Genomic DNA, 26,039 nt, shown 5'->3' with positions numbered 1-26,039 from the left:
TGCTGCCGGCCGCGGCCGGCCCGCCGCCACCGCTGCCGCAGCCGGTGGCCGCCGTCAGCAGGGCCAGCGCCCCCACCGCGTACGTCCTCGTCCTGCCCCGCCCGTACCTCTTCACCGCGCCGCGCTCCCCGGTCCCGTCCAGCCGTCTCTCAGCTATGCACGGTAACGGCCGGGTGATCGGTTCCCGCACAGGCCCGGGGAGGGCTACTCCACGTGCTCGCTGACGAAGGACCAGCGGTGCACCGGACGGCCGGTCAGCCCGGCGGGCGGTTCGGCGACCGGCACCGGCTCGCCGGTCCACCAGGTGATCAGCAGCACCCGGTCACCGGGTGCGCCGAACAGCTCGGTGCGGACCAGGCCGGCCGAGCCGCGCAGCGCGGGCAGCGCCGTCCCGCGCACCCACGCGGCCAGCTCGGCCCCGCGCCCCTCGGCGGCCCGGGCCTCCCACATCGCGGCGGTGGTGGGCCCGTCCGGCACGGTCACTTCTCCCCGCCCAGCGCCCGGTAGGCCTGGCCGTGGACGTCGCCGTGCCCGGCCGCCGGGGCCGGCACGTGGACGTCGGTGACGGGCAGCGAGGAGTCGGCCGACAGGTCGAAGGAGGAGGGCGCGCGGTCGCGCCAGACCATCTCGGCGCCGAGCGCGGCGACCATCGCGCCGTTGTCGGTGCACAGGCCCGGACGCGGCACCCGCAGCCGGATGCCGGCCTTGTCGCAGCGCTGCTGGGCCATCTCGCGCAGCCGCGAGTTGGCCGCCACCCCGCCGCCGATCATCAGGTGGTCGACGCCGTTCTCCTTGCACGCCTTGACGGCCTTGCGGGTCAGGACGTCGGTGACCGCCTCCTGGAACGAGGCCGCCACGTCGGCGACCGGCACGTCCTCGCCGGCCCGGCGCCTGGCCTCCACCCAGCGGGCGACGGCGGTCTTCAGGCCGGAGAAGGAGAAGTCGTACTCCGGGTCCTTGGGACCGGTCAGGCCGCGCGGGAAGGCGATCGCCTTGCGGTCGCCCTCGCGGGCGGTGCGGTCGACCACCGGGCCGCCGGGGAAGCCCAGGCCGAGCACCCGGGCCACCTTGTCGAAGGCCTCGCCGGCCGCGTCGTCGATGGTCGCGCCGAGCGGGCGGACGTCGGTGGTGATGTCCTCGCTGAGCAGCAGCGAGGAGTGCCCGCCGGAGACCAGCAGGGCCATCGTCGGCGACGGCAGCCGGCCGTGCTCCAGCTGGTCCACGCAGATGTGCGAGGCGAGGTGGTTGACCCCGTACAGCGGCTTGTCCAGCGCCCAGGCGTACGCCTTGGCGGCACTGACGCCCACCAGCAGCGCGCCCGCCAGGCCGGGACCGGCGGTGACGGCGATGCCGTCCAGGTCGGTGGCCTTGATGCCGGCGGTGTCCAGGGCGCGCTGGATGGTGGGGACCATCGCCTCCAGGTGCGCGCGGCTGGCGATCTCCGGGACGACGCCGCCGAACCGGGCGTGGTCGTTGACGCTGGAGGCGACCGCGTCGGCGAGCAGCGTGGTGCCGCGGACGATGCCGACGCCGGTCTCGTCGCAGGAGGTCTCGATGCCGAGGACGAGCGGTTCGTCAGCCATGGCGGGTTTCCTTCAGGTCCTTCGGTTCGATGCTTGGGTGGTCGAGGCGCATCACCAGCGCGTCGACGTTGGCCGGCTGGTAGTAGCCGCGCCGGATGCCGACCGGCTCGAAGCCGAACCGCTCGTACAGCCGCTGGGCGCGCGGGTTGTCCACCCGCACCTCCAGCAGCAGCTCCGCGCAGCCGCGCCGGGCGGCCTCCCGGATCAGGTCGGTGAGCAGCGCCGCGCCGAGGCCGGCGCCCTGGAGGCGGTGGTCGACGGCGATGGTCTGCACGTCGCCCTCGCCGGCCACCACCATCAGCCCGGCGTAGCCGACGACGGCGCCGTCGTCGGTGGTGGCGACGGTGTAGTGGCGGGTGCCGCCCGGGTGGGTCTCGGCGAGCTCGGACCAGTACATCCCGGTGGACCAGGCGTCCTCCGGGAAGAGCTCCAGCTCCAGTTCCATCACCGGTGCGATGTGCCACCAGCGCATCGGGCGCAGGGTGACGGTGGTCGCGGCACTGCTCGTGCCGTCCGGGCTGTCGGCGCCGCCCGGACCGGTCACCCCGGTCACGCCGGTCACGCCGGTCGGGCCGGTCACGCCGGGAGCACCGCCTTGTAGCCGGCCGGCACCTGGGCGTCCGGGCGGCGCAGGTAGAGCGGCACGTTCGGCAGCAGTTCGCGGCCGGCCGCCAGCTCGCCGGCGGCGAAGTCGGCCAGGGCGCCGGCCGAGACGTGCTCCGGCCCGTGCGCGCCCGGGAAGGTGTCCGGGTAGAGCAGCGCGCCCGCGCCGACCGCGCGCGGCCGCGGCCGCAGCTCGGCCGGGCGGTCCACCGCGGGGCCCTCGGTGCGGCGGCCGTCGGCGTCGTACGAGGCCCAGTAGACCTCCTTGCGGCGCGCGTCGGTGGCCACCGTGAACGGCTCGTCGGCCAGCCCCGCGGCGCGGGCCGCGTGGGCGATCGCGTCCAGGGTGCAGACGCCGTGCACCGGCACGCCGAGCGCGTGGCCGAGCGCGGCGGCGGTGACCAGGCCGACCCGCAGTCCGGTGTACGGGCCCGGGCCGACGCCCACCGCGATGCCGGTCAGCCGGTGCTTGTCGACGCCGGCCGTCCGCAGCACCCGGTCGATGGCGGGGAGGAGCAGTTCGCCGTGACGCCTGGCGTCGACCTGGTCGGTCTCGGCGAGGACGGCCGTGCCGTCGTGAACGGCGGCGGTGACGGCGGGGGTAGCGGTGTCGAACGCGAGCAGCAGCACGGGTCAAGGTTAGACCGGTCGGCGCGGAGGAACGGCCGCCGGTCGTGCCGCACCCGCCCGCGGCCCGGTACGGCTCCCCTCCTGTCCCGGGGTCCTGCCCCGTCCTGCTCCCGTCCTGTCCCCGGTCCCGCCCACGTCCTGCCCGTGTCCTGCCCGGGTTCTGCTCCGGCCGGTCGTCAGCGCGTCCGGGTCCGGAACACACGTCCTACGGGGTGCGGGTCCGGGCCGACGGACCTGGCACGATGGGGCCCGACGGGTTTTGGGACGGCGGTGGGAGCACACGTGGCGAAGATGGGTCCTGGAGTGGTGGTCACGGGGCTGACCCTGGGGGCCCTGGCGGTGGTGAGCCTGCTGGCCTTCCAGGCCAACGGCGCGCAGGACCGTGCAGGCGGTGCCCGGCCGAGCGCCAGCGTCACCGCGTCGTCGAGCGGACCGGTCGCCACGGCCACGCCCACCGCCTCGGCCACCCCGACCGTCCCGGCACTGCCCGCCACCTCCGGCACCGGGCTGCGGGTCGTCTACTCGGTCGGCAGCCACCACGTCTGGCTGGTCGACCCCAAGAAGAACCCGCAGGTGGTCGCCGCCTACGCGGTCTCCCCGGGCTCGGTGGAACCGGCCCCCGGCAGCTACCCGGTCTACAGCCGGACGCCGACCACCACCGGCACCGACGGCCGGCAGATCGAGCACGTGGTGCGCTTCGCCCAGCAGAACGGCGTCGTGTTCGGCTTCAGTGCGGCCGTGGACGGCACCACGCCGACCGCCGACCCGAAGGCCAAGACCGGCGGCATCCGCAGCAGCCGTCAGGACGGCCAGCTGCTCTGGGACTTCGCGCCGAACGGCACCAAGGTGGTCGTGATCGCCTGACCGGCGGGCCGTGCCGCCCGGGCGGCGGCGGTCAGGCGGTGGAGGTCAGGCGGCGCGCGGGGTGTCTGCCGTCGGTTCGCCGGGCGTGCCGGGGAGTTCGGCGTTCCCGCCGCGTTCCGGCGGGGTGGAGACCGCCTCGGCGGCCGCACAGGCGGCCAGCAGGGCTCGCATCGGCGCGCCCTGGACACTGCGGGCGGGCTCTCCGGCCCCGGTGCCGCGCGGCGCGCGCTCCGGGGCGGGGGTGGTGCTCGACATGGCGCCTCCCTAGTTAGGCAGACCTAACCGCAGCACCCATCCCATCACGCCCGGTCCCCCGCCCGCAACACTTTGCCGACAGCCTGTCGGCAAGGCGTCGGCCCGGGTTGCCCCTGCCGCGGACCGGATCAGGCGAGCCCGGCCAGCTCCACCCCGGCCCAGCGTGCACCGATCCCGGCCAGCACCACCCGGCGCGGGTCCTCGTCGTCCCCCTCCGCCGTGGCACCGAGGGCGCGCTCGATCCGGACCTCCAGCCGGTCGTCGGACAGCCGCTCGACCTTGCCCTCGCCCCACTCGACCACCACCACCGACTCCGGCAGCGACACGTCGAGGTCGAGGTCCTCCATCTCGTCCAGGTCCCCGCCCAGCCGGTACGCGTCCACGTGCACCAGCGCCGGCCCGCCGACCAGCGACGGGTGGACCCGGGCGATCACGAACGTCGGCGAGGTGACCGCCCCGCGCACCTGCAGCCCCTCCCCCAGACCGCGGGTCAGCGTGGTCTTCCCCGCGCCCAGCTCGCCGGAGAGCAGCACGAGGTCCCCCGGCCGCAGCAGCGCGGCCAGCTCCCTTCCGAGCCGGCCCATCCGCTCGGGAGTGGCGACGGTGAGAGTGGCGTGCGAGCCCATGCGCGAATCAAGCCCTTCGGTACGTGCCGTACGACGGCGCACCGACCACCGGGCGCCCCCGCTACGGTGCCACATCCGCGCCCGCCCGCGCTCCGGCCCCTGCCCCGCCCTACCGTGCCCTGCTCTGCCCTGCCCTGCCCTGCTGTGCCGCGCAGGGCCCGGCCGGGCGTTCAGGCCAGGTCGCGGACGGCGGGGGGCAGCGGGGCGGCGCGCCGGTGGTCGGCCGCCTGCCCGAGCAGGGCGGCCAGGTGCCGGTCGACGAGGTCGGGGCGCTCCAGCATCACCAGGTGGCCGGCGTCCTCGACCAGGACCAGTTCGGCGCCGGGCAGCTGCCGGGCCATCGCCTCGCTGTGGCCGGGCGGGGTCAGCAGGTCCTTGGTGCCCGCCAGCACCAGGGTGGGGATGCCGCGCAGGGCGGCCAGGGCGGCGGACTTCTCGTGCACGCCGAAGACCGGGTAGAACTCGGCCACCACGTCGATCGGGGTGGCGTCCAGCAGTTGCTCGGCGAACCGGACCACGCCCGGGTCCACGTCCTTCCCGCCGAAGGAGAACTTCCGGTAGAAGACGGCGCTGACGTCCGCGCCCAGTCGGCGGGTCGCCTCCACCAGCTCCACCTGGCGGCCGAGCAGCTTCATCACGCCCGGCGCGACCTTCTTGAACAGCTTGGCCCCGGCCGCCGGGAGACCGAGGGTGACGGCGTCCCAGTCGCCTGCCAGGGTGCCGACCAGGGCGACCCCGGCGACCCGCTCCCGGAACAGCTCCGGGTGCTGGTCGGCCAGCGCCATCACCGTCATGCCGCCCATCGAGTGGCCGACCAGGACCAGCGGCCCGGCCGGTGCGACGGCGTCGATCACGGCCTTGAGGTCGCCGCCCAGCTGGTCGATGCTCGCGGGCTCGCCGGCCAGGAAGGAGCGGGAGCGCTCGGAGCGGCCGTGGCTGCGCTGGTCCCAGAAGACCAGCCGCATGCCCTCGCGCAGGGCGGCGCGCTGGAAGTGCCAGCTGTCCTGGTTGAGGCAGTAGCCGTGGCAGAAGACCACGGTCAGCGGCTCGCCGTCGACCGGTGCGGTGGTAGGCGCGGCGGTGGTGGCGGTGGCGGGCGCCGTGGTGGCGGGCGCGGTGGTGACGGCGGTCGCCGTGGCGGTGGGCGCGGCACCGGCGTCCCCGGTGGCGTCCGGGCGGCGGCGGGCGAACCAGCCGCGCCGAACGGCCGCCGCGACACCCGCGGACTCCGCCCGGGGCTGCGGCTCGGGCTGTCCCGCGGGCAGCGGCCCGGACTGCGGCCCGGACTGCGACTCGGACTGGGACCCGGGCTGCGGCGCAGGAGCCGGCGCCGTCCGCGCCCCCGCCGACGGCGGGCGGACGGGCTCGGGCCAGCCCGTGCCGTCCAGCTCCGCGTACAGCTCGGTGCCGTCGGCGGCGGTCACCGTCCGGGGGCGGCCGCGCAGCGAGCCGTACGGGGCGTTGGCGTCCAGTTCGGCGCGGGCCCGGCGGCGGGTCGCCCGGCCGACGGTCAGCCGCTCGATCGCCACGCCGGCGGCCGCGCCGGCCGCGACCACGCCGACCGAGATCCCGATCAGGCCCGCCCGGCTCACCCCGGACGCCGCGCCGGCCGCCTTGGCCACCGCCGCCACCGGGTCGGAGCCGGCCTCCTCGCTCATCCGAGCGCGCCGTCGACGAGTGCGCCGCCGACGAGCCCGCCGCCCGGCGCGAGCACGTCCGGTGCGAGCACGCCAGGTGCGAGCACGTCCGGCGTCGGCGTGCCCGGCGCGAACGACTGCGCCGCCGGCACGCCCTGGGCGAGCGGGCCGCCGGGCTGCGGCTCGTCGGCGATGCCACCGAGGTAGCGGCGCGGCACCCGGGCGCCGATCCGGGTCACGATCTCGTACGCGATGGTGCCGGCGGCGCGGCCCCAGTCCTCGGCGGTCGGCTCGCCCCTCTCGCCGTTGCCGAACAGCAGCACCTCGTCGCCGACGGCCGGGGTGTCCCCGCCGAGGTCGACGACGAACTGGTCCATCGCCACCCGGCCGGCCACCGTCCGCCACTTGCCCGCGATCTGCACCGGGCCGGCGCCGCTGGCGTGCCGGGGGATGCCGTCGCCGTAGCCGACCGGGACGAGGCCCAGGGTGGTCGGGCCGGGGGTGGTGTAGTGGTGGCCGTAGCTGACGCCGTGCCCGCCGGGGACGTGCTTGACCAGGGCCAGCCGCGCGGTCAGCGCCATCACCGGGCGCAGCCCGAAGTCGGCGGGCGCGCCGACCTCCGGGACGGGCGAGAGCCCGTACATCGCCAGCCCGGTGCGCACCAGGTCGTAGTGCGACTGCGGGAGCAGCAGGGTGGCCGGCGAGTTGGCGAGGTGCCGGACCTCGGGGCGCAGCCCGGCGGCCTCGGCGTGGGCCAGCGCCTCGCGGAAGGCGTCCAGCTGGGCCTGGATGGAGGGGTGGCCGGGCTCGTCGGCCGCGGCGAAGTGCGACCAGACGCCGACGACGGTGAGCATGCCCTCGGCCTCGGCGCGCCGGGCGGCGGCGACCAGCTCTGGCCAGTCGTGCGGCTGGCAGCCGTTGCGGCCGAGACCGGTATCGGCCTTCAGGTGCACCCGGGCCGGGACACCGGTCGTCCGGACCGCGGCCAGCAGCTCGTCCAGCGCCCACTGCCCGCTCACCGAGACGTCGACGTCGGCGAGCAGCGCCTCCCGCCAGGGGCCGCCGGGCGTCCAGAGCCAGCAGACGATGCGGGCCTGGTCGGGGCGGATCCCGGCGGCGCGCAGCGCCAGCGCCTCCTGGGGGAGCGCCGTACCGAGCCAGCCGATGCCTGCTGCGACCGCCTCGCGGGCACAGCGGACCGCGCCGTGGCCGTAGGCGTCCGCCTTGACCGTGGCCATCACCGTGGCGGCGCCCACGCGCTCGCGCAGCGCGGCGAGATTGCCGCGCAGGGCGGCCAGATCAATGGTCGCCTCGGCCCGTACGCCGTCGGTGAGGGTGGCCGCGCCGGTCGTCTTCGCAGTTGTCATCAGGGTCAGTCTCCCAGACGTCCCGGAGTCCTCGCCGAACGGCCCGTCGGCCCGGCGGCCCCCACCCCTCTCCCCACTGTTCCGGACGCCCACGAAGGGCCGTCGGTTCCGCCACCCCGCCGGAGTGGGAAGTCGGCTGGTCCGACTTCCCACTCCGGGGCCGCTCCCGGGTCACTCCCGGGGCCTACGGCGGGCCATGGGCGGGCCGCTCCCGGGGCCTACGCCCGGCCGCGTCGGGCCGCGCCAAGCACCTCGGGTGGCTCCCGCACGCCTCGCGAAAATTCTGTAGACCGGTCGGTCCATTCCTTTTCTGTAGACCGGTCGGTCTATTCCCCCGCCACCTCCTCCGCCGCGGCCCGCACGTCGCGCCAGACCGCCGGGAGGGCGTCGGCCACCCCGAGCGCCGTCACCGGCGCACCCCCGGTGCCCGCGGCGCCCGGGGCGCCGGCCGCGTGGCGCCCGGCGAGCCCGTGCAGGTAGGCGGCCACCGAGGCGGCGTCCAGCACCGGGAGGCCCGCCGCGAGGAGCGAGCCGGCCAGGCCGGCCAGCACATCGCCGCTGCCGGCGGTGGCCAGCCAGGACGTCCCGGTCGGGTTGACCCGCGCCGCGCCGCCCGGGTCGGCGACCACCGTGGTGGAGCCCTTCAGCAGCACCGTCGCCCGGTACGCCGCCGCGAGCCGACGGGCGGTGGCCAGCCGCGCGGCCGCCAGTCCGTCGGCGGCCTGCGGAGCGGTGCCGTCCACCCCCGCCAGCAGCCGGGCCGCCTCGCCGGCGTGCGGGGTGAGCAGCGTGGGCGCCGTCCGCCCGGCGAGCGCCCCCGGGCCGAGCCGGCCCAGCTCGGTCAGCCCGTCCGCGTCCACCAGGACCGGCACGTCGGCCGCCAGCGCCTCCGCGAGCGCCTGCCGCGCCCCCTCGCCGCCACCGGGGCCGACCACCCAGGCCTGCACCCGTCCCGCGCCGGCCGGCCCGCCCTCGGTGACCAGCGTCTCCGGGAACCGCCGCACCACCTCCTCGGCCGCCGTCCCGACGTACCGCACCGCGCCCGCACCGCCGTGCAGCGCCCCGGCGACGGCGAGCAGCGCCGCCCCCGGGTACGTCGCCGACCCGGCCGCGACCCCGACGACGCCGCGCCGGTACTTGTCGCTCTCCACCCCCGGCACCGGCAGCAGCGCGGCCACGTCCGCGTGCTGCAACGCCGTCACCTCGGCCGGCGGCAGGTCCAGCCCGATCCCCACCAGCTGCACCGCGCCCGCGTACGAGGCGCCCGGGTCGGTCAGCAGCCCCGGCTTGTACGTCCCGAAGCAGACCGTGACGTCCGCCCGCAGGGCCTCGCCCGGCACCTCGCCGGTGTCGGCGTCCACCCCGCTCGGCACGTCCACGGCCACCACCACCCCGCGCCGTCCGGCCCGCGCGTACGGCTGGGCCCCGGGGCGCAGTCCGCCCCGGCCGCCGATGCCGACGATGCCGTCCAGCACCAGATCCGCGTCCGAGAAGGCGGCCAGGCCGGCCTCCTGCTCCTGCGTCGACCGGCCGCCCGCCGCCCGCAGGGCCGCCAGCCCCCCGGCGTGGGCGCGCTGCGGGGCCAGCAGCACCGCCGTCACCCGCGCACCGCGCCGGGCCAGCGCCGCGCCGGCGTACAGTGCGTCACCACCGTTGTCGCCGCTGCCCGCGAGCACCACCACCCGGCTCCCGTACACCCGGCCGCGACGTCTCGTCAGCAGCCGGGCGCAGGTGGCGGCGAGGCCGGCGGCGGCCCGTTGCATCAGGGTGCCCCCGGGCAGCCGGGACATCAGTTCGGCCTCGGCGGCCCGGACCTGTTCGACACGGTGAGCGTGGCGCATGGAGAAGCCCTTTAACCCTCGGCGATGACTACCGCCGACGCTACGCCCGCGCCCCGGCCGGGCGACACAGGCCACGGGCGAAGGAAAGGCCCGCCCGCCCGCGCAGCCGCCCCGGCCCGCCGGCCACCACCCCTAACATCCGCTCCGGCGCAGCCCCGAACCCGTTCGATCCCGGCCACGTCGATCCCGGCCGCGTCGGTCCAGGCCACGTCGATCCCACCCCGGGTGATCACCTGCTGGTCCTCCGGCATTGCGGCACACTTCCGAGTGACAACCACTTCGATCCCCCATCGCTGTCGGTCCGTCCGCCTACCGTGTCGCTCGGCGCGGACCCACAGAAGGGAGAAGGGCCATGGTCGCCATGCCGGCAGTCGAGCACCCGCTGGACCAGGACGAGGTCCTCCAGGCGTTCCTGGAGCTGGACACGCCTCCGGGCTTCAAGGCCGAGCTGATCGAAGGGGAGATCGTCGTGACGCCGCCACCGGACGGTGACCACGAGGACGCGGTTGCCCGGTTCGCCCGTGCCGTTGCGCTGGAGTCGGCCGAAGAGCTGTACGTCAGCGGAGGGAAGGGCCTGATCACTCCGAGGGGCCGGTTCGTCCCGGACGCCACGGTCGCTCCCGTCGGCCACTTCCGCGCCCAGGACTCGTGGGCGTCGGCGGTGGGAGTCGAGCTGGTCCTCGAAGTGACGTCGACCAATCCGGTCAAGGGCCGCGAGTCCAAGCGCCTGGGCTACGCCGCCGCGGGCATCCCGTGCTACCTGCTCGTCGACCGCAGCGAAGGCACGGTCACGCTGTTCACCGAGCCCGCGGAGGGTGACTACACCACCCTTCACCAGACCGGGTTCGGCAAGTCGATCGACCTGCCCGCCCCCTTCTCCTTCACGCTCGACACGGCGCCCCTGCGGTAGGACGCAGCCACCGCAGGGGCGCCGTACGGGCGCAGGACCGGCTACTCGACCGTGACCGACTTCGCGAGGTTGCGCGGCTGGTCGACCTCGTGGCCCTTGGCCGTGGCCAGCTCGCAGGCGAAGACCTGCAGCGGAACCGTGGAGACCAGCGGCTGGAGCAGGGTCGGCGTCGCCGGGATGCGGATCAGGTGGTCCGCGTACGGGACGACCGCCTCGTCACCCTCCTCCGCGATCACGATGGTCCGCGCGCCGCGGGCCCGGATCTCCTGGATGTTGGAGACGATCTTGTCGTGCAGGATCGACCGCCCGCGCGGCGAGGGCACGACCACCACGACCGGCAGCCCCTCCTCGATCAGCGCGATCGGCCCGTGCTTCAGCTCGCCCGCCGCGAAGCCCTCGGCGTGCATGTACGCCAGCTCCTTGAGCTTGAGCGCGCCCTCCAGGGCCACCGGGAAGCCGACGTGGCGGCCCAGGAACAGCACCGAGCGGGCGTCCGCCAGGGAGCGGGCCAGCTCGCGCACCGGCTCCATGGTCTCCAGCACCTGCTCCACCTGCTTCGGCGCGTCGCCGAGCTCGCGGATGATGGTGAAGATCTCGTCGCCCCACTTGGTGCCGCGGACCTGGCCGAGGTAGAGCGCGACCAGGTAGCAGGCCACCAGCTGGGTCAGGAACGCCTTGGTGGACGCGACGGCGACCTCCGGGCCGGCGTGCGTGTACAGCACCGCGTCCGACTCGCGCGGGATGGTGGAGCCGTTGGTGTTGCAGATCGCCAGCACCTTGGCGCCCTGCTCGCGCGCGTGGCGCAGCGCCATCAGGGTGTCCATGGTCTCGCCGGACTGCGAGATGGCGATGACCAGCGTGCCCGGGCCCATGATCGGGTCGCGGTAGCGGAACTCCGAGGCGACCTCGACCTCGCAGGGGATGCGGGTCCAGTGCTCGATCGCGTACTTGGCGATCATGCCCGCGTGGAACGCGGTGCCGCAGGCGACGATGACGACCTTGTCGACCGAGCGCAGGTCCGCGTCGGAGATCCGCAGCTCGTCGAGGGTGAGCCGGCCGTCGGTGCCGATCCGGCCGAGCAGGGTGTCGGCGACGGCCTTCGGCTGCTCGGCGATCTCCTTGAGCATGAAGTAGTCGTAGCCGCCCTTCTCGGCGGCCGAGGCGTCCCAGTCGACGTGGTACTCGCGCACGTCGGCCGGGGTGCCGTCGAAGTTGGTCACCGTCACGCCCTCACGGCGCAGCTCGACCACCTGGTCCTGGCCCAGCTCGATCGCCTCACGGGTGTGGGCGATGAACGCGGCGACGTCGGAGGCGAGGAAGTTCTCGCCCTCGCCGCGCCCGACCACCAGCGGCGAGTTGCGGCGGGCACCGACGACCACGTCCGGCGCGTCCGCGTGCACGGCCACCAGGGTGAAGGCGCCGTCCAGACGGCGGCAGACCGCCCGCATCGCCTCGGCCAGGTCGCCCTCGTACACCTCGCCCAGCAGGTGCGCGACGACCTCGGTGTCGGTCTCCGAGCGCAGCGTGTGACCGCGTTCGGCCAGCTCCGCCCGCAGCTGGGCGAAGTTCTCGATGATGCCGTTGTGGACCACGGCGACCCGGGTCGCGTCGTCCAGGTGGGGGTGGGCGTTGGCGTCCGTCGGACCGCCGTGGGTGGCCCAGCGGGTGTGACCGATGCCGGTGGTGCCGCCGGGAAGAGGGGTCTCGGCGAGCGACTTCTCCAGGTTGGCGAGCTTGCCGGCCCGCTTGTCGGTGGCCAGGCTCCACTGCCCGTCGGAGCCCTGCACCTGCACCGCGACACCGGCCGAGTCGTAGCCCCGGTACTCCAGCCGCTGCAGGCCGGCGATTACTACATCAAGAGCGGGCTGAGCGCCCACGTATCCAACGATTCCGCACATGCGTGCCAGCATAAGGGCGCTCAGGATGCCCCATTCGCACAGTTCGCCCACAGCGCGTGACCGACACCACAACCGCCCTGAACGCCGCTACGGCCCACAATGGACGATGTGCTGACCGAACTCTGTACGCGGGGCGCCGCCACGCCCGGCCCGTCACCGTCCCCCTACGTGGACCTCAGCCGGGCCGAGTGGAGCGCCCTGCGCGAGCGTACGCCGCTGCCGCTGACCGCGGAGGAGGTGGAGCGGCTGCGCGGCCTGGGCACGGCCCTCGACCTGGACGAGGTCCGCGACGTCTACCTGCCGCTGTCGCGGCTGCTGAACCTCTATATCCACGCCACGCACGACCTGCGCGGCGCCCTGGGCACCTTCCTGGACACCCCGGACACCGAGCGCACCCGCACCCCGTTCATCATCGGCGTGGCCGGCTCGGTCGCCGTCGGCAAGTCCACCACCGCCCGTCTGCTGCAGGCCCTGCTGGCCCGCTGGCCGGAACACCCCCGGGTCGAGCTGGTCACCACCGACGGCTTCCTGCTCCCCAACGCGGAGCTGCGCCGCCGCGGCCTGATGGCCCGCAAGGGCTTCCCCGAGTCGTACGACCGCCGCGCCCTGATGCGCTTCGTGGCGGACGTGAAGGCCGGCAAGGAGCGGGTGACCGCGCCCGTCTACTCGCACCTGGTGTACGACATCGTGCCGGGCGAGCGCCTCACCGTGGAGCGCCCGGACATCCTGATCGTCGAGGGCCTGAACGTGCTCCAGCCGGCCCTGCCCGGCACCGACGGCCGGACCCGCCTCGCGGTGGCCGACTACTTCGACTTCTCGATCTACGTCGACGCCCGCACCGACGACATCGAGAGCTGGTACCTGGACCGCTTCCGCAAGCTGCGGCAGACCGCCTTCCAGGACCCGAACTCCTACTTCCGCCGCTTCACCGAGGTGCCGGAGGAGGAGGCGATGGACTACGGCCGCCAGGTCTGGCGCACCATCAACAAGCCCAACCTGCTGGAGAACGTGCTGCCCACCCGCGGCCGCGCCACGCTGATCCTGCAGAAGGGCCAGGACCACAAGGTCCGCCGGGCGCTGCTGCGCAAGCTCTGACCGGGCGTCACCACGGAACCGGGAAGGCCCCCGCCGGGGAACCGGCGGGGGCCTTCCGCGTGCACGCGGCGGGGTCAGCCCAGGTACGTCCGGACCGCCTCGGCCAGCCGCTCGGCGACGGCCTTGGCCTGCACCTGGTCGGCGGCCTCCACCATCACCCGGACCAGCGGCTCGGTGCCGGACGGGCGCAGCAGCACCCGGCCGGTGGAGCCCAGCTCGGCCTCCGCCTCGGCGACCGCGGCGGCCAGCTCGGTGCTGCTCTTCACCCGGCTCTTGTCGACGCCCTTGACGTTGATCAGCAGCTGCGGCAGCCGGGTCATCACGGCGGCCAGGTCGGCCAGCGGCTGCTTGGTGGCGGCCAGCCGGGCGCCCAGCATCAGGCCGGTCAGCGTGCCGTCGCCGGTGGTCGCGTGGTCCAGCAGGATGACGTGGCCGGACTGCTCGCCGCCCAGCGCGAAGCCGTGCTCCTTCATCGCCTCCAGCACGTAGCGGTCGCCGACCGCGGTCTGCACCAGGTCGATGCCCTCGCGCTCCATCGCCAGCTTGAAGCCCAGGTTGGACATCACGGTGGCGACGGCCGTGTTGCCGCGCAGCGTGCCGGCCTCCTTCATGGCGACGGCCAGGATCGCGATGATCTGGTCGCCGTCGACCTCGTTGCCGTCCGCGTCGGCGGCCAGGCAGCGGTCGGCGTCGCCGTCGAGCGCGATGCCCAGGTCGGCCCGGTGCTCCTTCATCGCGGTCTGCAGCCGGTCCAGGTGGGTGGAGCCGACACCGTCGTTGATGTTGAGACCGGTGGGCTCGGCCCCCAGGGTGTGGACGACCTCGGCACCGGCCCGGGCGAAGGCCTCGGGGGCGACGTAGGCGGCCGCGCCGTGGGCGCCGTCGATGACGACCCGGATGCCGTCCAGGCGGTTGGGCAGCACGCCGATCAGGTGGGCGACGTACTTGTCGAAGCCCTCGGTGTACTCGCGGACCCGGCCGACGGCGGCACCGGTCGGGCGCTTCCACTCGTCGCTGCCGACGGAGTACGTCCGGTAGTGCGTCTCGATGGCGTCCTCGATGCGGTCGTCCAGCTTGTGGCCGCCGCGGGCGAGGAACTTGATGCCGTTGTCCGGCATGGCGTTGTGGCTGGCGGAGAGCATCACGCCGAAGTCGGCGCCGAGCGCGCCGGTCAGGTAGGCGACCGCCGGGGTGGGGAGCACGCCGACCCGCAGCACGTCGACGCCCGCGCTCGCCAGGCCGGCGATGACCGCGGCCTCCAGGAACTCGCCCGAGGCCCGGGGGTCACGGCCGACCACCGCGACCGGCCGGTGGCCGTCGAAGGCCCCGGCCTCACCCAGCACGTGCGCCGCCGCGACCGACAGCCCGAGCGCCAGCTCGGCCGTCAGGCTCTCGTTGGCCACGCCGCGTACGCCGTCCGTACCGAAGAGTCGTCCCACTTGTCCCGTCCTCCATCGCCGCCGCCGGCCGTGTCCGGCAGCACCATCCGATCGATTCCCCGGCCGCCGCACAACGGCCGGGGAGCACGACGCCCCGGAGTACACGGGGTACTCCGGGGCGTGAGAGCGCAACCAGGGGTGTGCACCACCAGGGCGGTACGCACCCCTGGGGCGCAATTAGCGCTTGCTGTACTGCGGCGCCTTGCGGGCCTTCTTCAGACCGGCCTTCTTGCGCTCGACGGCGCGGGCGTCACGGGTCAGGAAGCCGGCCTTCTTGAGGGCGCCGCGGTTGTTGTCCACGTCGGCCTCGTTCAGGGCACGGGCCACGCCGAGGCGCAGCGCGTAGGCCTGGCCGGACACGCCGCCACCCGAGATGCGGGCGACGACGTCGTAACGACCGTCGAGCTCCAGCAGCTTGAAGGGCTCGTTCACGGTCTGCTGGTGCACCTTGTTGGGGAAGTAGTTCTCCAGGGTGCGACCGTTGATCTTCCAAACGCCGGTGCCGGGGACGATGCGCACGCGGGCGATCGCCTCCTTGCGACGGCCGAGGCCGGCGCCCGGGGTGGCCTCGCCGAAGCGGCCGGCCAGCGACTCGGAGGTGTAGCTCTCCTCGGAGGTGTACTCGCCCTCGACGACGGTCTCGTCGAAGTCGACCTCAAGGGTTTCAGTGGTCTCGGCCACGGTGTTCCTCAGCTCTTTTCAGTGTTGGGGGGCTTGGTGGCCGGAATTACTGCGCGACCTGGGTGATCTCGAACGGCACCGGCTGCTGGGCAGCGTGCGGGTGCTGGTCGCCCGAGTAGACCTTGAGCTTCGAGAGCATCTGACGGCCCAGGCTGTTCTTGGGGATCATGCCCTTGATGGCCTTCTCGACGGCCTTCTCCGGGTTCTTGTCCAGGAGGTCGTCGTAGCGGACCGAGCGGAGACCGCCCGGGAAGCCGCTGTGGCGGTAGGCCATCTTCTGGGTCTTCTTGTTACCCGACAGGTGCACCTTGTCCGCGTTGATGATGATGACGAAGTCACCCGTGTCAACGTGCGGCGCGTAGATCGCCTTGTGCTTGCCCCGGAGGAGGTTGGCGGCCTGGGAAGCCAGGCGGCCGAGCACGACGTCGGTCGCGTCGATGACGTGCCACTGACGCTGGACGTCGCCGGGCTTGGGGCTGTACGTACGCACGGTCGTAGCCTCTGCTTTTCAGTGAGTGGGTCCTGACAGGAGCACCCGGTCGAGGCATCAGCCTGGCCGCCTTGGACGCAATTCAAGGGGGGCCGCTGGGTTGTCGACCTGATATCTCCGGCGTACCGACCTCTCACGTGAGATAGAGCGAGCCAATACGCACAACAAGCACCCAGCCTACCGGGCCTCCCCGGGCGGGTCAAAAACGGTCAGCGCTCGCGCTCGACCCGGGTCACGTCCCAGACCGGCTCGGGCGACTCGTAGACCCGGCCGTCCGCGCCGAACACCAGGAAGCGGTCGAAGGTCTTGGCGAACCACCGGTCGTGCGTCACACAGAGCACGGTGCCGTCGAAGGCCTCCAGGCCGGCCTGCAGCGCCTCGGCGCTCTCCAGGTCCAGGTTGTCGGTCGGCTCGTCCAGCAGCAGGGCCGTGACGCCGGAGAGTTCCAGCTTGAGGATCATCAGCCGGGCCTGCTGCCCGCCGGACAGCGACTCGAACTTCTGCTCCTCCTGCCGGTCCAGCTCGTACCGGCGCAGCGCCCCCATCGCGGCGCCGCGGCTCAGCGCGTGCTCCTCCTCGACGATCGAGCGGACGGTGCGCCCGAGCAGCTCCGGGTGGGCGTGGGTCTGCCGGAAGTGCCCCGGCACCACCCGGGCGCCGAGCTTCCACGCACCGGTGTGCGCGACCGTGGCGTCCCCCGCGAGCAGCCGCAGGAAGTGCGACTTGCCGGAGCCGTTGGAGCCCAGCACGCCGACCCGCTCGCCGTAGTAGACCTCCAGGTCGAAGGGCTTCATCAGGCCGGTGAGCTCCAGCTGCTCCATGGTGAACGCGCGCACGCCCGTCCGGCCGCCCTTGAGTCGCATGGTGATGGTCTGCTCGCGCGGCGGCGTCTCCGGCGGGCCGGCGTCCTCGAACCTCTTCAGCCGCGTCTGGGCGGCCGAGTAGCGGGAGGCCATCTCGTGGCTGACCGAGGCGGCCTGGCGCAGGGTGACGACCAGCTTCTTCAGCTTGGCGTGCTCCTCGTCCCAGCGGCGGCGCAGCTCCTCGAAGCGCTCGAACCGGGCCTTGCGGGCCTCGTGGAAGGTGTCGAAGCCGCCGCCGTGCACCCAGACGCTGGAGCCGGCCGCACCGGACTCCACGCTGATGATCTTCTCGGCCGTCCGGGAGAGCAGCTCGCGGTCGTGCGAGATGTACAGCACGGTCTTCGGGGTGGCCTTGATGGCCTCCTCCAGCCAGCGCTTGCCCGGGACGTCCAGGTAGTTGTCCGGCTCGTCCAGCAGCAGGACCTCTTCGGGGCCGCGCAGCAGCGCCTCCAGCACCAGGCGCTTCTGCTCGCCGCCGGAGAGCGTGTTCAGGCCGCGCCACTGGGCCTTGTCGAACGGCATGCCGAGGGCCGCCATGGTGCAGACGTCCCAGTCGGTCTCGTAGTCGTAGCCGCCGACGTCGGCCCAGTCGGAGAGCGCCTGGGCGTAGGCCATCTGCGTCTTCTCGTCGTCCTGGGCGATCATCGCCAGTTCGGCGGCGTCCACCGCGCGGGCGGCGACGGCGATCCGCTCGGGGGCGACGGAGACCAGGAGGTCCCGGACGGAGGCGTCGGCGGGCAGGGCGCCCGGCGTCTCCTTCTGGTCCTCGCGGCCGGTGGTGCCGACGAACTGGCGCATCACGCCGAGCCCGCCGCTGATCGTCACCGAGCCGCCGTGCGCCTGGATGTCGCCCGCGATCATGCGCAGCAGCGTGGTCTTGCCGGCGCCGTTGGCGCCCACCAGGGCCACCGCGGCGCCCTCGCCGACCCGGAAGGACGCGTCGTCGAACAGCACCCGCCCGTCCGGCAGGTAGTACTCAAGGTGCGAAATCTCGACGTGTCCCATGAGGGAGATTGTCCCAAGCGGCCGCCCAGGACCAAAACGGATTACCTTCGGCCCGGGCGCACGGACGGCCCGGCGGGCCTACGGGCGGCCCGGCAGGGTCCGGATCCGCCGCGCGGCCCGGTTGCGCTCGGCGAGCTGGTCGTCGGCCGGGTAGCCGACCTCCTCCAGCGTCAGCCCGTACGGCCGGATCACGTTGACCGCGGAGTTGCGCACCCCGCCGGCCAGCACCTCGCCGGGGAACTCCACCGGCCGGTGGCCGTCGCCGACCAGCAGCATGGCGCCGACCAGCGCCCGCACCATGTTGTGGCAGAAGGCGTCGGCCCGCACGGTGGCGACCGCCAGCGAGCCCTCCTGGGCGGCGTAGGCGTCCACCGGGACGCGGTCCCAGTGCAGCTCCAGCAGGGTGCGGATGGTGGTCGCGCCCTCACGCTTCTTGCAGTACGCGGCGAAGTCGTGCTCACCCAGCAGCAGCTTCGCGGCCGCGTTCATCTTCTCGACGTCCAGCGGCCGGTCGTGCCAGAGCACGTGCCCGCGCAGCAGCGGGTCCACCCCGCCGGGGTGGTCGGCGACCCGGTAGGCGTAGCGGCGCCAGATCGCCGAGAAGCGGGCGTCGAAGCCGGCCGGGGCCTCGCCGACCCGGTAGATCCGGACGTCCCCGGGCAGCCGCCCGGCCAGCCGGCGCAGCAGCTTCTCGCGGTGCTCGGCCCAGAGCCCGTCCGGCAGGTCGACGTGCGCGACCTGGCCGCGGGCGTGCACCCCGGCGTCGGTGCGGCCGGCCACGGTCAGCGGGTAGAGCTCGGAGCTGCGGGTGACGACCTGCAGGGCGGTCTCGATCTCCTCCTGCACCGTCCGCCGGCCACCGCGCTGCCGGGCCCAGCCGGAGAACCCGGCGCCCTGGTAGGCGAGGTCCAGCCGGACCCGGACGTAGCCGTCCGCCGGACCGTCCTTGACCGGCGGCTGCTCGGCGCAATCGTTGACCACTGCTCTTCACTCCCTGGACATGAGGAACGGGCCCGCTCCCCCACGGATGGGGAAGCGGGCCCGCAACACACCTAGTGGTGTCAGGCCTGCTCGGCAGCCTCGGCCTCGTCGGCCGCGGGGGCCTCGACCTTGGCCTCGTCGGCCTCCTTGACCGCACGCTTGGTGGCGGCCTCGGCCTCACCGACGGCGGTCTGCGCGACGGTCAGCGCCTCGACCAGCTCGATCACGGCCATCGGGGCGTTGTCGCCGCGACGGGGACCGATCTTGGTGATGCGGGTGTAGCCACCCGGGCGGTTCTCGTAGCGCGGCGCGATCTCGGTGAAGAGGGTGTGCAGCACCGAGATGTCGGTGATGGTCTTGCGCACCAGGCGACGGTTGTGGATGTCGCCCTTCTTCGCCTTGGTGATCAGCTTCTCCGCCAGCGGGCGCATCCGACGGGCCTTGGCCTCGGTCGTGGTGATGCGGCCGTACTGGAACAGCTCCCGGCACAGACCGGCGAGCAGCAGCGGCTCGTGGTGCGGGCCGCCGCCGAGGCGGGCACCCTTGGTGGGACGCGGCATGGAATTACTCCTCGAATCTCCGACTGCGGCCGTACCAGGTACCGCAGCGGGCGTACGGGCACTGTGCCCGCACGACTTTCACGACGACGGGGGCGGTTCCGGGGAACCGCCCCCGCGGTCAAGTCTCTCAGTACTGCTCGGTCTCCGCGTAACCCGCGTCGTCCAGGTCGTCGGCGCCGAAGGCGTCGGCGGCGGCGGTCGGGTCGAACCCGGGCGGGCTGTCCTTGAGGGCCAGGCCCATGCCGGCCAGCTTCGCCTTGACCTCGTCGATCGACTTCGCACCGAAGTTGCGGATGTCGAGCAGGTCGGCCTCGGAGCGGGCGACGAGCTCACCCACGGTGTGGATGCCCTCGCGCTTGAGGCAGTTGTACGACCGAACGGTGAGCTCGAGCTCCTCGATCGGCAGCGCCAGGTCGGCGGCCAGGGCGGCGTCCGTCGGGGACGGGCCCATGTCGATGCCCTCGGCGTCGATGTTCAGCTCGCGGGCGAGGCCGAACAGCTCCACCAGGGTCTTGCCGGCCGAGGCCATGGCGTCACGCGGGCGCATGGCGGGCTTGGTCTCGACGTCGACGATCAGCTTGTCGAAGTCGGTCCGCTGCTCGACACGGGTGGCCTCGACCTTGTAGGTGACCTTCAGCACGGGGCTGTAGATCGAGTCGACCGGGATGCGGCCGATCTCCTGGCCGGAGGCCTTGTTCTGGACGGCGGAGACGTAGCCGCGACCGCGCTCGACGGTCAGCTCCATCTCCAGCTTGCCCTTGCCGTTCAGCGTGGCGAGGACGAGCTCGGGGTTGTGCACCTCGACACCGGCCGGGGGCGCGATGTCGGCGGCGGTGACCACACCCGGGCCCTGCTTGCGCAGGTACATCACGACCGGCTCGTCGTGCTCCGAGGAGACGACCAGCTGCTTGATGTTGAGGATGAGGTCGGTGACGTCCTCCTTGACGCCCGGCACGGTGGTGAACTCGTGCAGGACGCCGTCGATGCGGATGCTGGTGACAGCGGCACCCGGGATCGACGACAGGAGCGTGCGGCGCAGGGAGTTGCCGAGGGTGTAGCCGAAGCCCGGCTCCAGCGGCTCGATCACGAACCGCGAGCGGAACTCGTCGACGACCTCTTCGGTCAGCGAGGGACGCTGAGCGATAAGCATGGGGGGTAATCCTCCGGTTGTCTTCGGCACCCACTATTTGATGCCGACAGGACCAAGCGTACGGGCTCCTGCGTGGAACAGGAGCCCGTACGAGGTTTAAAGCACTACCAGTGTGCCCGAAGGCACCGCGTCAGACGCGGCGGCGCTTCGGCGGACGGCAGCCGTTGTGCGGGGTGGGGGTGACGTCCTGGATCGAGCCGACCTCCAGGCCGGTGGCCTGGAGCGAACGGATCGCGGTCTCGCGGCCGGAGCCCGGACCCTTCACGAAGACGTCAACCTTGCGCATGCCGTGCTCCTGCGCGCGACGGGCAGCGGCCTCGGCGGCCATCTGCGCGGCGAACGGGGTGGACTTGCGCGAGCCCTTGAAGCCGACGTGGCCGGCGGAGGCCCAGGAGATCACGTTGCCCGACGGGTCGGTGATCGAAACGATGGTGTTGTTGAACGTGCTCTTGATGTGCGCGTGGCCGTGAGCGACGTTCTTCTTTTCCTTGCGGCGGATCTTCTTCGCGCCGGCAGCCTGACGACCCTTGGGGGGCATAAGTCTGTTCTCCTACTGAGGTGGTCGGTCCGCTGACCCGCGGGCCGGAGGGATGTCCGGTTACGGGACGGACTACTTCTTGCCCGGCTTCTTCTTGCCGGCAATCGCGCGACGCGGGCCCTTGCGGGTACGCGCGTTGGTGTGGGTGCGCTGACCGCGGACCGGCAGGCCACGGCGGTGACGCAGACCCTCGTAGCAGCCGATCTCGACCTTGCGGCGGATGTCGGCGGCCACCTCACGGCGGAGGTCACCCTCGACCGTGTAGTTGGCGTCGATGTACTGGCTCAGCTTGACGAGGTCTTCCTCGGAGATGTCGCGAACGCGGACATCCGGGTTGACGCCGGTCTCGGCCAGGGTCTGCTGGGCGCGGGTACGGCCGATGCCGTACACGTAGGTGAGGGCGATCTCGATCCGCTTCTCACGGGGGAGATCAACGCCGGCGAGGCGTGCCATTCAAGGCTCCTGTGGTTCTTCAGAGGTCTGGCGTGCCACCTACTCCGACACCTCACGGTGAGGGAGCCCCGGCCTCTGACCGGGGGCGGCAGTCCGTCCCGGGTGGGACGGATCGGGTGACCCGCTTATGACGATTTCGCGTCGCGCGAAGTACTACGAGAAATGCTGGGGAGAGATCAGCCCTGGCGCTGCTTGTGGCGCAGGTTGTCGCAGATCACCATGACCCGGCCGTGACGGCGGATCACCTTGCACTTGTCGCAGATCTTCTTGACGCTCGGCTTGACCTTCATGCTTCAGGTTCTCCGGGTCTAGATCTGACGTTCTTACTTGTAGCGGTAGACGATCCGGCCGCGCGTGAGGTCGTAGGGGCTGAGCTCCACGACGACCCGGTCGTCCGGCAGGATGCGGATGTAGTGCATGCGCATCTTGCCGCTGATGTGCGCGAGGACCTTGTGACCGTTCTGCAGCTCGACCTTGAACATCGCGTTCGGAAGAGACTCGATCACGGTGCCCTCGATCTCAATGGCGCCTTGCTTCTTAGCCATGAACTGCGAGATCCACCTTCCGGGACCGGCTACCGTATGCGGCACGCTCGTGCGAACCTGGGTTCACCCCGACCCGTGAGGGAAGAGGGCGTGCTGAAGCACGCTACGAGTGAGCCGACGGTCCATCCTACGCCAGCCCGTGGGATGCGCCAAAACCGGGACCCGGGCGGGTCAGCGCGCGGAGACGACCCGGAGCGGCTCCACGTGCGAGGTGCAGGCCGAGCAGCGGCGGGCCTCCTCCGGGATCTCGGTCAGGCACTCCGGGCAGGGGCGCTTCGGGGCCTTCGGCTTCTTCGGCAGGTAGCGGGCGGTGGCCTTGGTCACCGGCAGCACGATGCAGAAGTACAGGACCGCGGCGGTCATGAAGAACGCGATCAGCACGTTGAGGAACTGCCCGTACGGGAAGGTGACGCCCGCCACCGTCGCCTTGTAGGAGCTGAAGTCGCCGGCCGCACCGACCACCACGCCCACCAGCGGGGTGAGGAACGCCGACACGAAGCCGGTCACCACCCCGGTGAAGGCGGCACCGATGACCACACCGACGGCCATGTCCACCACGTTGCCGCGCATCATGAAGTCGCGGAATCCCTTGAACACTGCTCTCTCCTGCTCGCTCGAAGCCGGTCCGGCCACTGTCGCCACTGTCAGCCGATAAAAATAGGACAAAAGCCCTGGAGGTCCAAACCTCCAGGGCTCTGATCCTTCGTCAGCCGTGCGGCCCGGCTACGCGAGCGGGTCCGGAGCTGCGGTGATGCCCAGCTTGGCGAGTTCGGCCTGGCCGCCGTCGAAGGCGGTCAGGACCAGCGGGCCCTGCTCGGTGACCGCCACCGAGTGCTCCCAGTGCGAGGCCCAGGTGCCGTCGTTGGTCACGACGGTCCAGTCGTCCTCCAGCACCGTGGTGTGCGGGGTGCCCAGCGAGACCATCGGCTCGATCGCCAGCACGGTGCCGGGGATCAGCTTGGGGCCCTTGCCACGGCCGCGCTCGACGTAGTTCAGCACGTGCGGCTCCATGTGCATCGCGGTGCCGATGCCGTGGCCGCCGTAACCCTCGGTGATGCCCCACTTGCCCTTGGGCGGCAGCGGCTGGCGCCGGATGTAGCCCTCGATCGCCTTGGAGACGTCGACCAGGCGGTTGCCCTTCTTCATCTGGGCGATGCCGGCCCACATCGAGCCCTCGGTGACCCGGCTCAGCATCTCGACCTCGGGCCGGACCTCGCCGACCGCGACGGTGATCGCCGCGTCGCCGTGCCAGCCGTCCAGGATCGCGCCGCAGTCGATGGAGATGACGTCGCCCTCCTGCAGCACCCGGTCGCCGGGGATGCCGTGCACGACCTCGTTGTTCACCGAGGCGCAGATCACGCCGGGGAACCAGAGGCCGCCGTGGTGGGCGCGGAAGTTCGAGGTGGCGCCGTGGTCGGTGATGACCTTGTCGGCGACGTCGTTGAGCTCCTGGGTGGTCACCCCCGGAGCGACCGCCTCGCGGCAGGCCTTCAGCGCCTCGGCGACGACCAGCCCGGCCGCTCGCATCTTCGCGATCTGCTCGGGGGTCTTGATCTCCACCATCTGGTCACGCCTTCCTTGGGTTCCCGCCCGGTCCTTGCCGCGCGGCCGTGCACTCGTTCCACCGTACGACGCCGTACGGCCGCGCTGCCCCGGACGGGGAGCGCGGCCGTAGGTAGGTCGCTGCTGAGACTGTCAGCTGTCCTGCTTCAGCGCCTCGATCGCGCGCTGGGTGACCTCGTTCACCTTGCCGAGGGCCGGGATCGTCTCGATCAGGCCCTGCTGGCGGTAGTAGTCGATGATCGGCTCGGTCTCCGTGTGGTAGACCTCCAGGCGCGTGCGCACCTTCTCCTCGGTGTCGTCCGAGCGCTGGTACAGCTCGCCGCCGCACTCGTCGCAGACGCCCTCGGCCTTCGGCGGGTTGTAGTCCACGTGGAACACGTGGCCGCCGTCGTTGCGGCAGAGCCGGCGGCCGGCGATCCGCTTGACGACCTCGTCCTCGGGGACCTCGAGGTCCAGCACGCCGTCCAGCGCGATGCCCTGCTCGACGAGGAACTCGTCCAGCGCCTTGGCCTGGCCCAGGTTGCGGGGGAAGCCGTCCAGCAGGAAGCCCTTGGCGGCGTCCGGCTGGAGCATGCGGTCCTTGGCCATCCCGATGGTGACCTCATCAGGCACCAGGCGACCCGCGTCCATGTAGCTCTTGGCCTCGAGCCCCAGCGGGGTGCCCTGGCCAATGTTGGCGCGGAACAGGTCGCCGGTGGAGATGTGGGGGATGGACAGGGTCTTGGCGAGCAGGTGCGCCTGAGTACCCTTCCCGGCCCCGGGAGGCCCGACGAGGACGATACGCATCAGCGGAGGAACCCTTCGTAATTGCGCTGCTGGAGCTGGCTCTCGATCTGCTTGACAGTTTCGAGTCCGACGCCGACGACGATGAGAACGCTGGTGCCGCCGAACGGGAAGTTGGTCTGCTGTCCGAAGGCGACCAGGGCGATCATCGGGATCAACGCGATCAGGCCCAGGTAGAGCGAACCCGGCCACGTGATACGGGTGAGCACGTAGTTCAGGTACTCGGCCGTCGGCCGGCCGGCCCGGATACCCGGGATGAACCCACCATACTTCTTCATATTGTCGGCAACTTCTTCGGGGTTGAAGGAGATGGCGACGTAGAAGAAGGCGAAGAAGACGATCAGCAGGAAGTAGGTGGCCATGTAGATCGGGTGGTCACCCTTGACGAAGTTCGTCCGGATCCACACCGCCCAGCTCGCCTGGCTGTTGGTCAGCTGCACCACCAGGGCGGGGATGTACAGCAGCGACGAGGCGAAGATGACCGGGATGACACCGGCCTGGTTCACCTTGAGCGGGATGTAGGTCGAGGTGCCGCCGAACGCCCGCCGGCCGATCATCCGCTTCGCGTACTGGACCGGGATCCGGCGCTGCGCCTGCTCCACGAAGATGACCAGCATCACAACGATGATGCCGACCGCGACCACGGAGAGGAACTCGACCCAGCCGTCGCCGATGGTGCCGGACTGCTTGATCGCCCACATCGAGGACGGGAACTGGGCCGCGATCGAGGTGAAGATCAGCAGCGACATGCCGTTGCCGATGCCGCGGTCGGTGATCAGCTCGCCCAGCCACATGATGAAGGTGGTGCCGGCGGTCATGGTGAGGACCATGACCGCGATCCGGAACACGCCGGTGTCCGGCACGATCTGGTTCGCGTAGGGGCAGCCCGAGAACAGCGCGCCGCTGGAGGCCGTCGCCACGATGCCGGTGCCCTGGAGCACGGCGAGCGCGATGGTCAGGTAGCGGGTGTACTGGGTGATCTTGGCGGTCCCGGCCTGGCCCTCCTTCTTCAGCGCCTCGAGCCGCGGGATCACGACGGTGAGGAGCTGGAGGATGATGCTGGCCGTGATGTACGGCATGATGCCGAGCGCGAAAATCGTCAGCTGGAGGAGCGCGCCACCGCTGAACAGGTTGACGAGCCCGAACAGACCGCTGTTCTTGGTCTCCTTCACACAGGCGTTGACGGCCTGGAAATCCACCCCGGGTACCGGGATGTGCGATCCCAGCCGGAACAGCACCATGATGCCCAGCGTGAACAGCAGCTTCTTGCGCAGGTCGGGCGTCTGGAACGCCCGCGCGAACGCACTGAGCACGGTGCCTCCTGCGCCTCCCGCGCGTCGTCGGCGGGAGGGTCGGTCCTGAATTGGGGAGTTTGCGGTTCGGGCCCCCGTACAGACGGCACAGGCGAGCCTACGCGCAGCCTACAAGGGAACTCCACGGACTCTAACAGTGCGCGGCCACTCGAAAGAAGCGCGTACGGCCCCTCCCCCACTCACGGGGTACGGGATGCCCGGGTTTGCCACACAAAAGAACGAGGCCCGCACCCACCTGAGAAGGGGCGGTGGACGAAGGGACCCGGCGTGGACGAAGGGACCCGGCCGGGAAAGGCACGAGCCCCGCACCTCTTCGGCGACGGCGGCGATGGTGCCGAGATGGGCGAGTTCGCGCAGCAGGCGCAG

The 26,039-nt window shown here is 72.2% G+C and carries 28 protein-coding genes; 3 read left to right on the top strand and 25 right to left on the bottom strand.

Translation table 11 applies throughout. The features are described from left to right. Positions 1–204 precede the first annotated feature (204 nt). The 4 genes from ABZ885_RS16965 to tsaB all read right to left on the bottom strand — a co-directional run bounded on the left by ABZ885_RS16965 (position 205) and on the right by tsaB (position 2,816). Positions 205–450: a hypothetical protein gene (locus ABZ885_RS16965; protein WP_360188414.1), complete on the bottom strand. Its 246-nt coding sequence runs from the start codon at positions 448–450 to the stop codon at positions 205–207. Positions 451–479: 29 nt separating this feature from the next. Beyond that, a complete protein-coding gene (gene tsaD, locus ABZ885_RS16960; RefSeq protein ID WP_360188408.1) occupies positions 480–1,583 on the bottom strand; it encodes a tRNA (adenosine(37)-N6)-threonylcarbamoyltransferase complex transferase subunit TsaD in 1,104 nt (367 codons plus the stop codon). Next, positions 1,576–2,055, bottom strand: a complete 480-nt coding sequence (rimI, locus tag ABZ885_RS16955) for a ribosomal protein S18-alanine N-acetyltransferase (RefSeq protein ID WP_360188412.1) — start codon at positions 2,053–2,055, stop codon at positions 1,576–1,578. The genes tsaD and rimI overlap by 8 nt, the downstream gene beginning before the upstream one ends. A gap of 104 nt (positions 2,056–2,159) precedes the next feature. Beyond that, positions 2,160–2,816, bottom strand: coding sequence for a tRNA (adenosine(37)-N6)-threonylcarbamoyltransferase complex dimerization subunit type 1 TsaB (gene tsaB / locus ABZ885_RS16950; RefSeq protein ID WP_360188406.1), 657 nt, complete (start codon positions 2,814–2,816; stop codon positions 2,160–2,162). 291 nt (positions 2,817–3,107) lie between these two features. Here tsaB and ABZ885_RS16945 point away from each other — a divergent pair, with 291 nt between their 5' ends. Beyond that, positions 3,108–3,680, top strand: a complete 573-nt coding sequence (locus tag ABZ885_RS16945; RefSeq protein ID WP_360188410.1) for a hypothetical protein — start codon at positions 3,108–3,110, stop codon at positions 3,678–3,680. Positions 3,681–3,725: 45 nt separating this feature from the next. On the opposite strand, the gene ABZ885_RS16940 is transcribed toward ABZ885_RS16945, so the two are convergent. The 5 genes from ABZ885_RS16940 to ABZ885_RS16920 all read right to left on the bottom strand — a co-directional run bounded on the left by ABZ885_RS16940 (position 3,726) and on the right by ABZ885_RS16920 (position 9,406). Then, positions 3,726–3,935, bottom strand: coding sequence for a hypothetical protein (locus ABZ885_RS16940; protein ID WP_360188405.1), 210 nt, complete (start codon positions 3,933–3,935; stop codon positions 3,726–3,728). 128 nt (positions 3,936–4,063) lie between these two features. Beyond that, a complete protein-coding gene (tsaE, locus tag ABZ885_RS16935) occupies positions 4,064–4,561 on the bottom strand; it encodes a tRNA (adenosine(37)-N6)-threonylcarbamoyltransferase complex ATPase subunit type 1 TsaE (RefSeq protein ID WP_360188403.1) in 498 nt (165 codons plus the stop codon). A 170-nt stretch (positions 4,562–4,731) separates the two neighbouring features. Beyond that, positions 4,732–6,219, bottom strand: coding sequence for an alpha/beta fold hydrolase (locus tag ABZ885_RS16930; RefSeq protein WP_360188401.1), 1,488 nt, complete (start codon positions 6,217–6,219; stop codon positions 4,732–4,734). Beyond that, positions 6,216–7,565, bottom strand: coding sequence for an alanine racemase (alr, locus tag ABZ885_RS16925; protein WP_360188399.1), 1,350 nt, complete (start codon positions 7,563–7,565; stop codon positions 6,216–6,218). Before alr ends, ABZ885_RS16930 begins: the two co-directional genes overlap by 4 nt. Positions 7,566–7,891: 326 nt before the next feature. Beyond that, positions 7,892–9,406 (bottom strand): NAD(P)H-hydrate dehydratase, encoded by a 1,515-nt coding sequence (locus tag ABZ885_RS16920; RefSeq protein WP_360188397.1) that lies wholly within the window; start codon positions 9,404–9,406, stop codon positions 7,892–7,894. Between the two features lie 352 nt (positions 9,407–9,758). On the opposite strand from ABZ885_RS16920, the gene ABZ885_RS16915 reads away from it, so the two are divergent. Continuing rightward, positions 9,759–10,316, top strand: a complete 558-nt coding sequence (locus ABZ885_RS16915; RefSeq protein WP_360188395.1) for a Uma2 family endonuclease — start codon at positions 9,759–9,761, stop codon at positions 10,314–10,316. A 41-nt stretch (positions 10,317–10,357) separates the two neighbouring features. Here the strand turns inward: ABZ885_RS16915 and glmS are convergent, their stop codons facing one another. Then, positions 10,358–12,214 (bottom strand): glutamine--fructose-6-phosphate transaminase (isomerizing), encoded by a 1,857-nt coding sequence (glmS, locus tag ABZ885_RS16910; protein WP_360188393.1) that lies wholly within the window; start codon positions 12,212–12,214, stop codon positions 10,358–10,360. Positions 12,215–12,313: 99 nt separating this feature from the next. Here glmS and coaA point away from each other — a divergent pair, with 99 nt between their 5' ends. After that, on the top strand, positions 12,314–13,309 hold the full coding sequence (gene coaA, locus ABZ885_RS16905; protein WP_360188391.1) for a type I pantothenate kinase: 996 nt from the start codon (positions 12,314–12,316) through the stop codon (positions 13,307–13,309). A 74-nt stretch (positions 13,310–13,383) separates the two neighbouring features. On the opposite strand, the gene glmM is transcribed toward coaA, so the two are convergent. The 15 genes from glmM to secY form a co-directional block, all read right to left on the bottom strand. Then, complete coding sequence (gene glmM / locus ABZ885_RS16900) at positions 13,384–14,748, bottom strand: phosphoglucosamine mutase (protein WP_360188389.1); 1,365 nt, start codon at positions 14,746–14,748, stop codon at positions 13,384–13,386. 177 nt (positions 14,749–14,925) lie between these two features. Next, the gene (gene rpsI / locus ABZ885_RS16895) at positions 14,926–15,429 is read right to left on the bottom strand and encodes a 30S ribosomal protein S9 (protein WP_360188387.1); all 504 of its coding nucleotides are present in this window, start codon (positions 15,427–15,429) and stop codon (positions 14,926–14,928) included. A gap of 46 nt (positions 15,430–15,475) precedes the next feature. Continuing rightward, the gene (gene rplM, locus ABZ885_RS16890; RefSeq protein WP_030263432.1) at positions 15,476–15,919 is read right to left on the bottom strand and encodes a 50S ribosomal protein L13; all 444 of its coding nucleotides are present in this window, start codon (positions 15,917–15,919) and stop codon (positions 15,476–15,478) included. A gap of 209 nt (positions 15,920–16,128) precedes the next feature. Next, a complete protein-coding gene (locus tag ABZ885_RS16885; protein ID WP_360188385.1) occupies positions 16,129–17,787 on the bottom strand; it encodes an ATP-binding cassette domain-containing protein in 1,659 nt (552 codons plus the stop codon). 78 nt (positions 17,788–17,865) lie between these two features. Further along, positions 17,866–18,768, bottom strand: coding sequence for a tRNA pseudouridine(38-40) synthase TruA (gene truA, locus ABZ885_RS16880; protein WP_360188383.1), 903 nt, complete (start codon positions 18,766–18,768; stop codon positions 17,866–17,868). Positions 18,769–18,848: 80 nt separating this feature from the next. Continuing rightward, a complete protein-coding gene (gene rplQ / locus ABZ885_RS16875) occupies positions 18,849–19,328 on the bottom strand; it encodes a 50S ribosomal protein L17 (RefSeq protein ID WP_360188382.1) in 480 nt (159 codons plus the stop codon). Between the two features lie 127 nt (positions 19,329–19,455). Continuing rightward, positions 19,456–20,478, bottom strand: coding sequence for a DNA-directed RNA polymerase subunit alpha (locus tag ABZ885_RS16870; RefSeq protein ID WP_030055844.1), 1,023 nt, complete (start codon positions 20,476–20,478; stop codon positions 19,456–19,458). A gap of 130 nt (positions 20,479–20,608) precedes the next feature. Then, positions 20,609–21,016 carry a 30S ribosomal protein S11 gene (rpsK, locus tag ABZ885_RS16865; RefSeq protein ID WP_014136257.1) on the bottom strand — a complete coding sequence of 136 codons (408 nt, stop codon included), beginning with the start codon at positions 21,014–21,016 and terminating at the stop codon, positions 20,609–20,611. A gap of 72 nt (positions 21,017–21,088) precedes the next feature. Continuing rightward, on the bottom strand, positions 21,089–21,469 hold the full coding sequence (rpsM, locus tag ABZ885_RS16860) for a 30S ribosomal protein S13 (protein ID WP_097237495.1): 381 nt from the start codon (positions 21,467–21,469) through the stop codon (positions 21,089–21,091). Positions 21,470–21,645: 176 nt separating this feature from the next. Further along, on the bottom strand, positions 21,646–21,759 hold the full coding sequence (gene rpmJ, locus ABZ885_RS16855; protein WP_003956441.1) for a 50S ribosomal protein L36: 114 nt from the start codon (positions 21,757–21,759) through the stop codon (positions 21,646–21,648). Between the two features lie 33 nt (positions 21,760–21,792). Next, the gene (gene infA / locus ABZ885_RS16850; RefSeq protein ID WP_003956442.1) at positions 21,793–22,014 is read right to left on the bottom strand and encodes a translation initiation factor IF-1; all 222 of its coding nucleotides are present in this window, start codon (positions 22,012–22,014) and stop codon (positions 21,793–21,795) included. Between the two features lie 171 nt (positions 22,015–22,185). After that, the gene (mscL, locus tag ABZ885_RS16845; protein ID WP_360188380.1) at positions 22,186–22,611 is read right to left on the bottom strand and encodes a large conductance mechanosensitive channel protein MscL; all 426 of its coding nucleotides are present in this window, start codon (positions 22,609–22,611) and stop codon (positions 22,186–22,188) included. Between the two features lie 126 nt (positions 22,612–22,737). Then, positions 22,738–23,577, bottom strand: a complete 840-nt coding sequence (map, locus tag ABZ885_RS16840) for a type I methionyl aminopeptidase (protein ID WP_360188378.1) — start codon at positions 23,575–23,577, stop codon at positions 22,738–22,740. Positions 23,578–23,709: 132 nt separating this feature from the next. Beyond that, on the bottom strand, positions 23,710–24,363 hold the full coding sequence (locus tag ABZ885_RS16835; RefSeq protein ID WP_360188376.1) for an adenylate kinase: 654 nt from the start codon (positions 24,361–24,363) through the stop codon (positions 23,710–23,712). Further along, the gene (gene secY / locus ABZ885_RS16830; protein WP_360188374.1) at positions 24,363–25,673 is read right to left on the bottom strand and encodes a preprotein translocase subunit SecY; all 1,311 of its coding nucleotides are present in this window, start codon (positions 25,671–25,673) and stop codon (positions 24,363–24,365) included. The genes ABZ885_RS16835 and secY overlap by 1 nt, the downstream gene beginning before the upstream one ends. Between the last annotated feature and the right edge of the window lie 366 nt (positions 25,674–26,039).

The organism is Kitasatospora sp. NPDC047058 (assembly GCF_040643935.1).
Classification (GTDB): Bacteria; Actinomycetota; Actinomycetes; order Streptomycetales; family Streptomycetaceae; genus Kitasatospora.
Note: the sequence above shows the minus strand (reverse complement) of the source record. Positions and strands in the feature narration are given on the sequence as shown.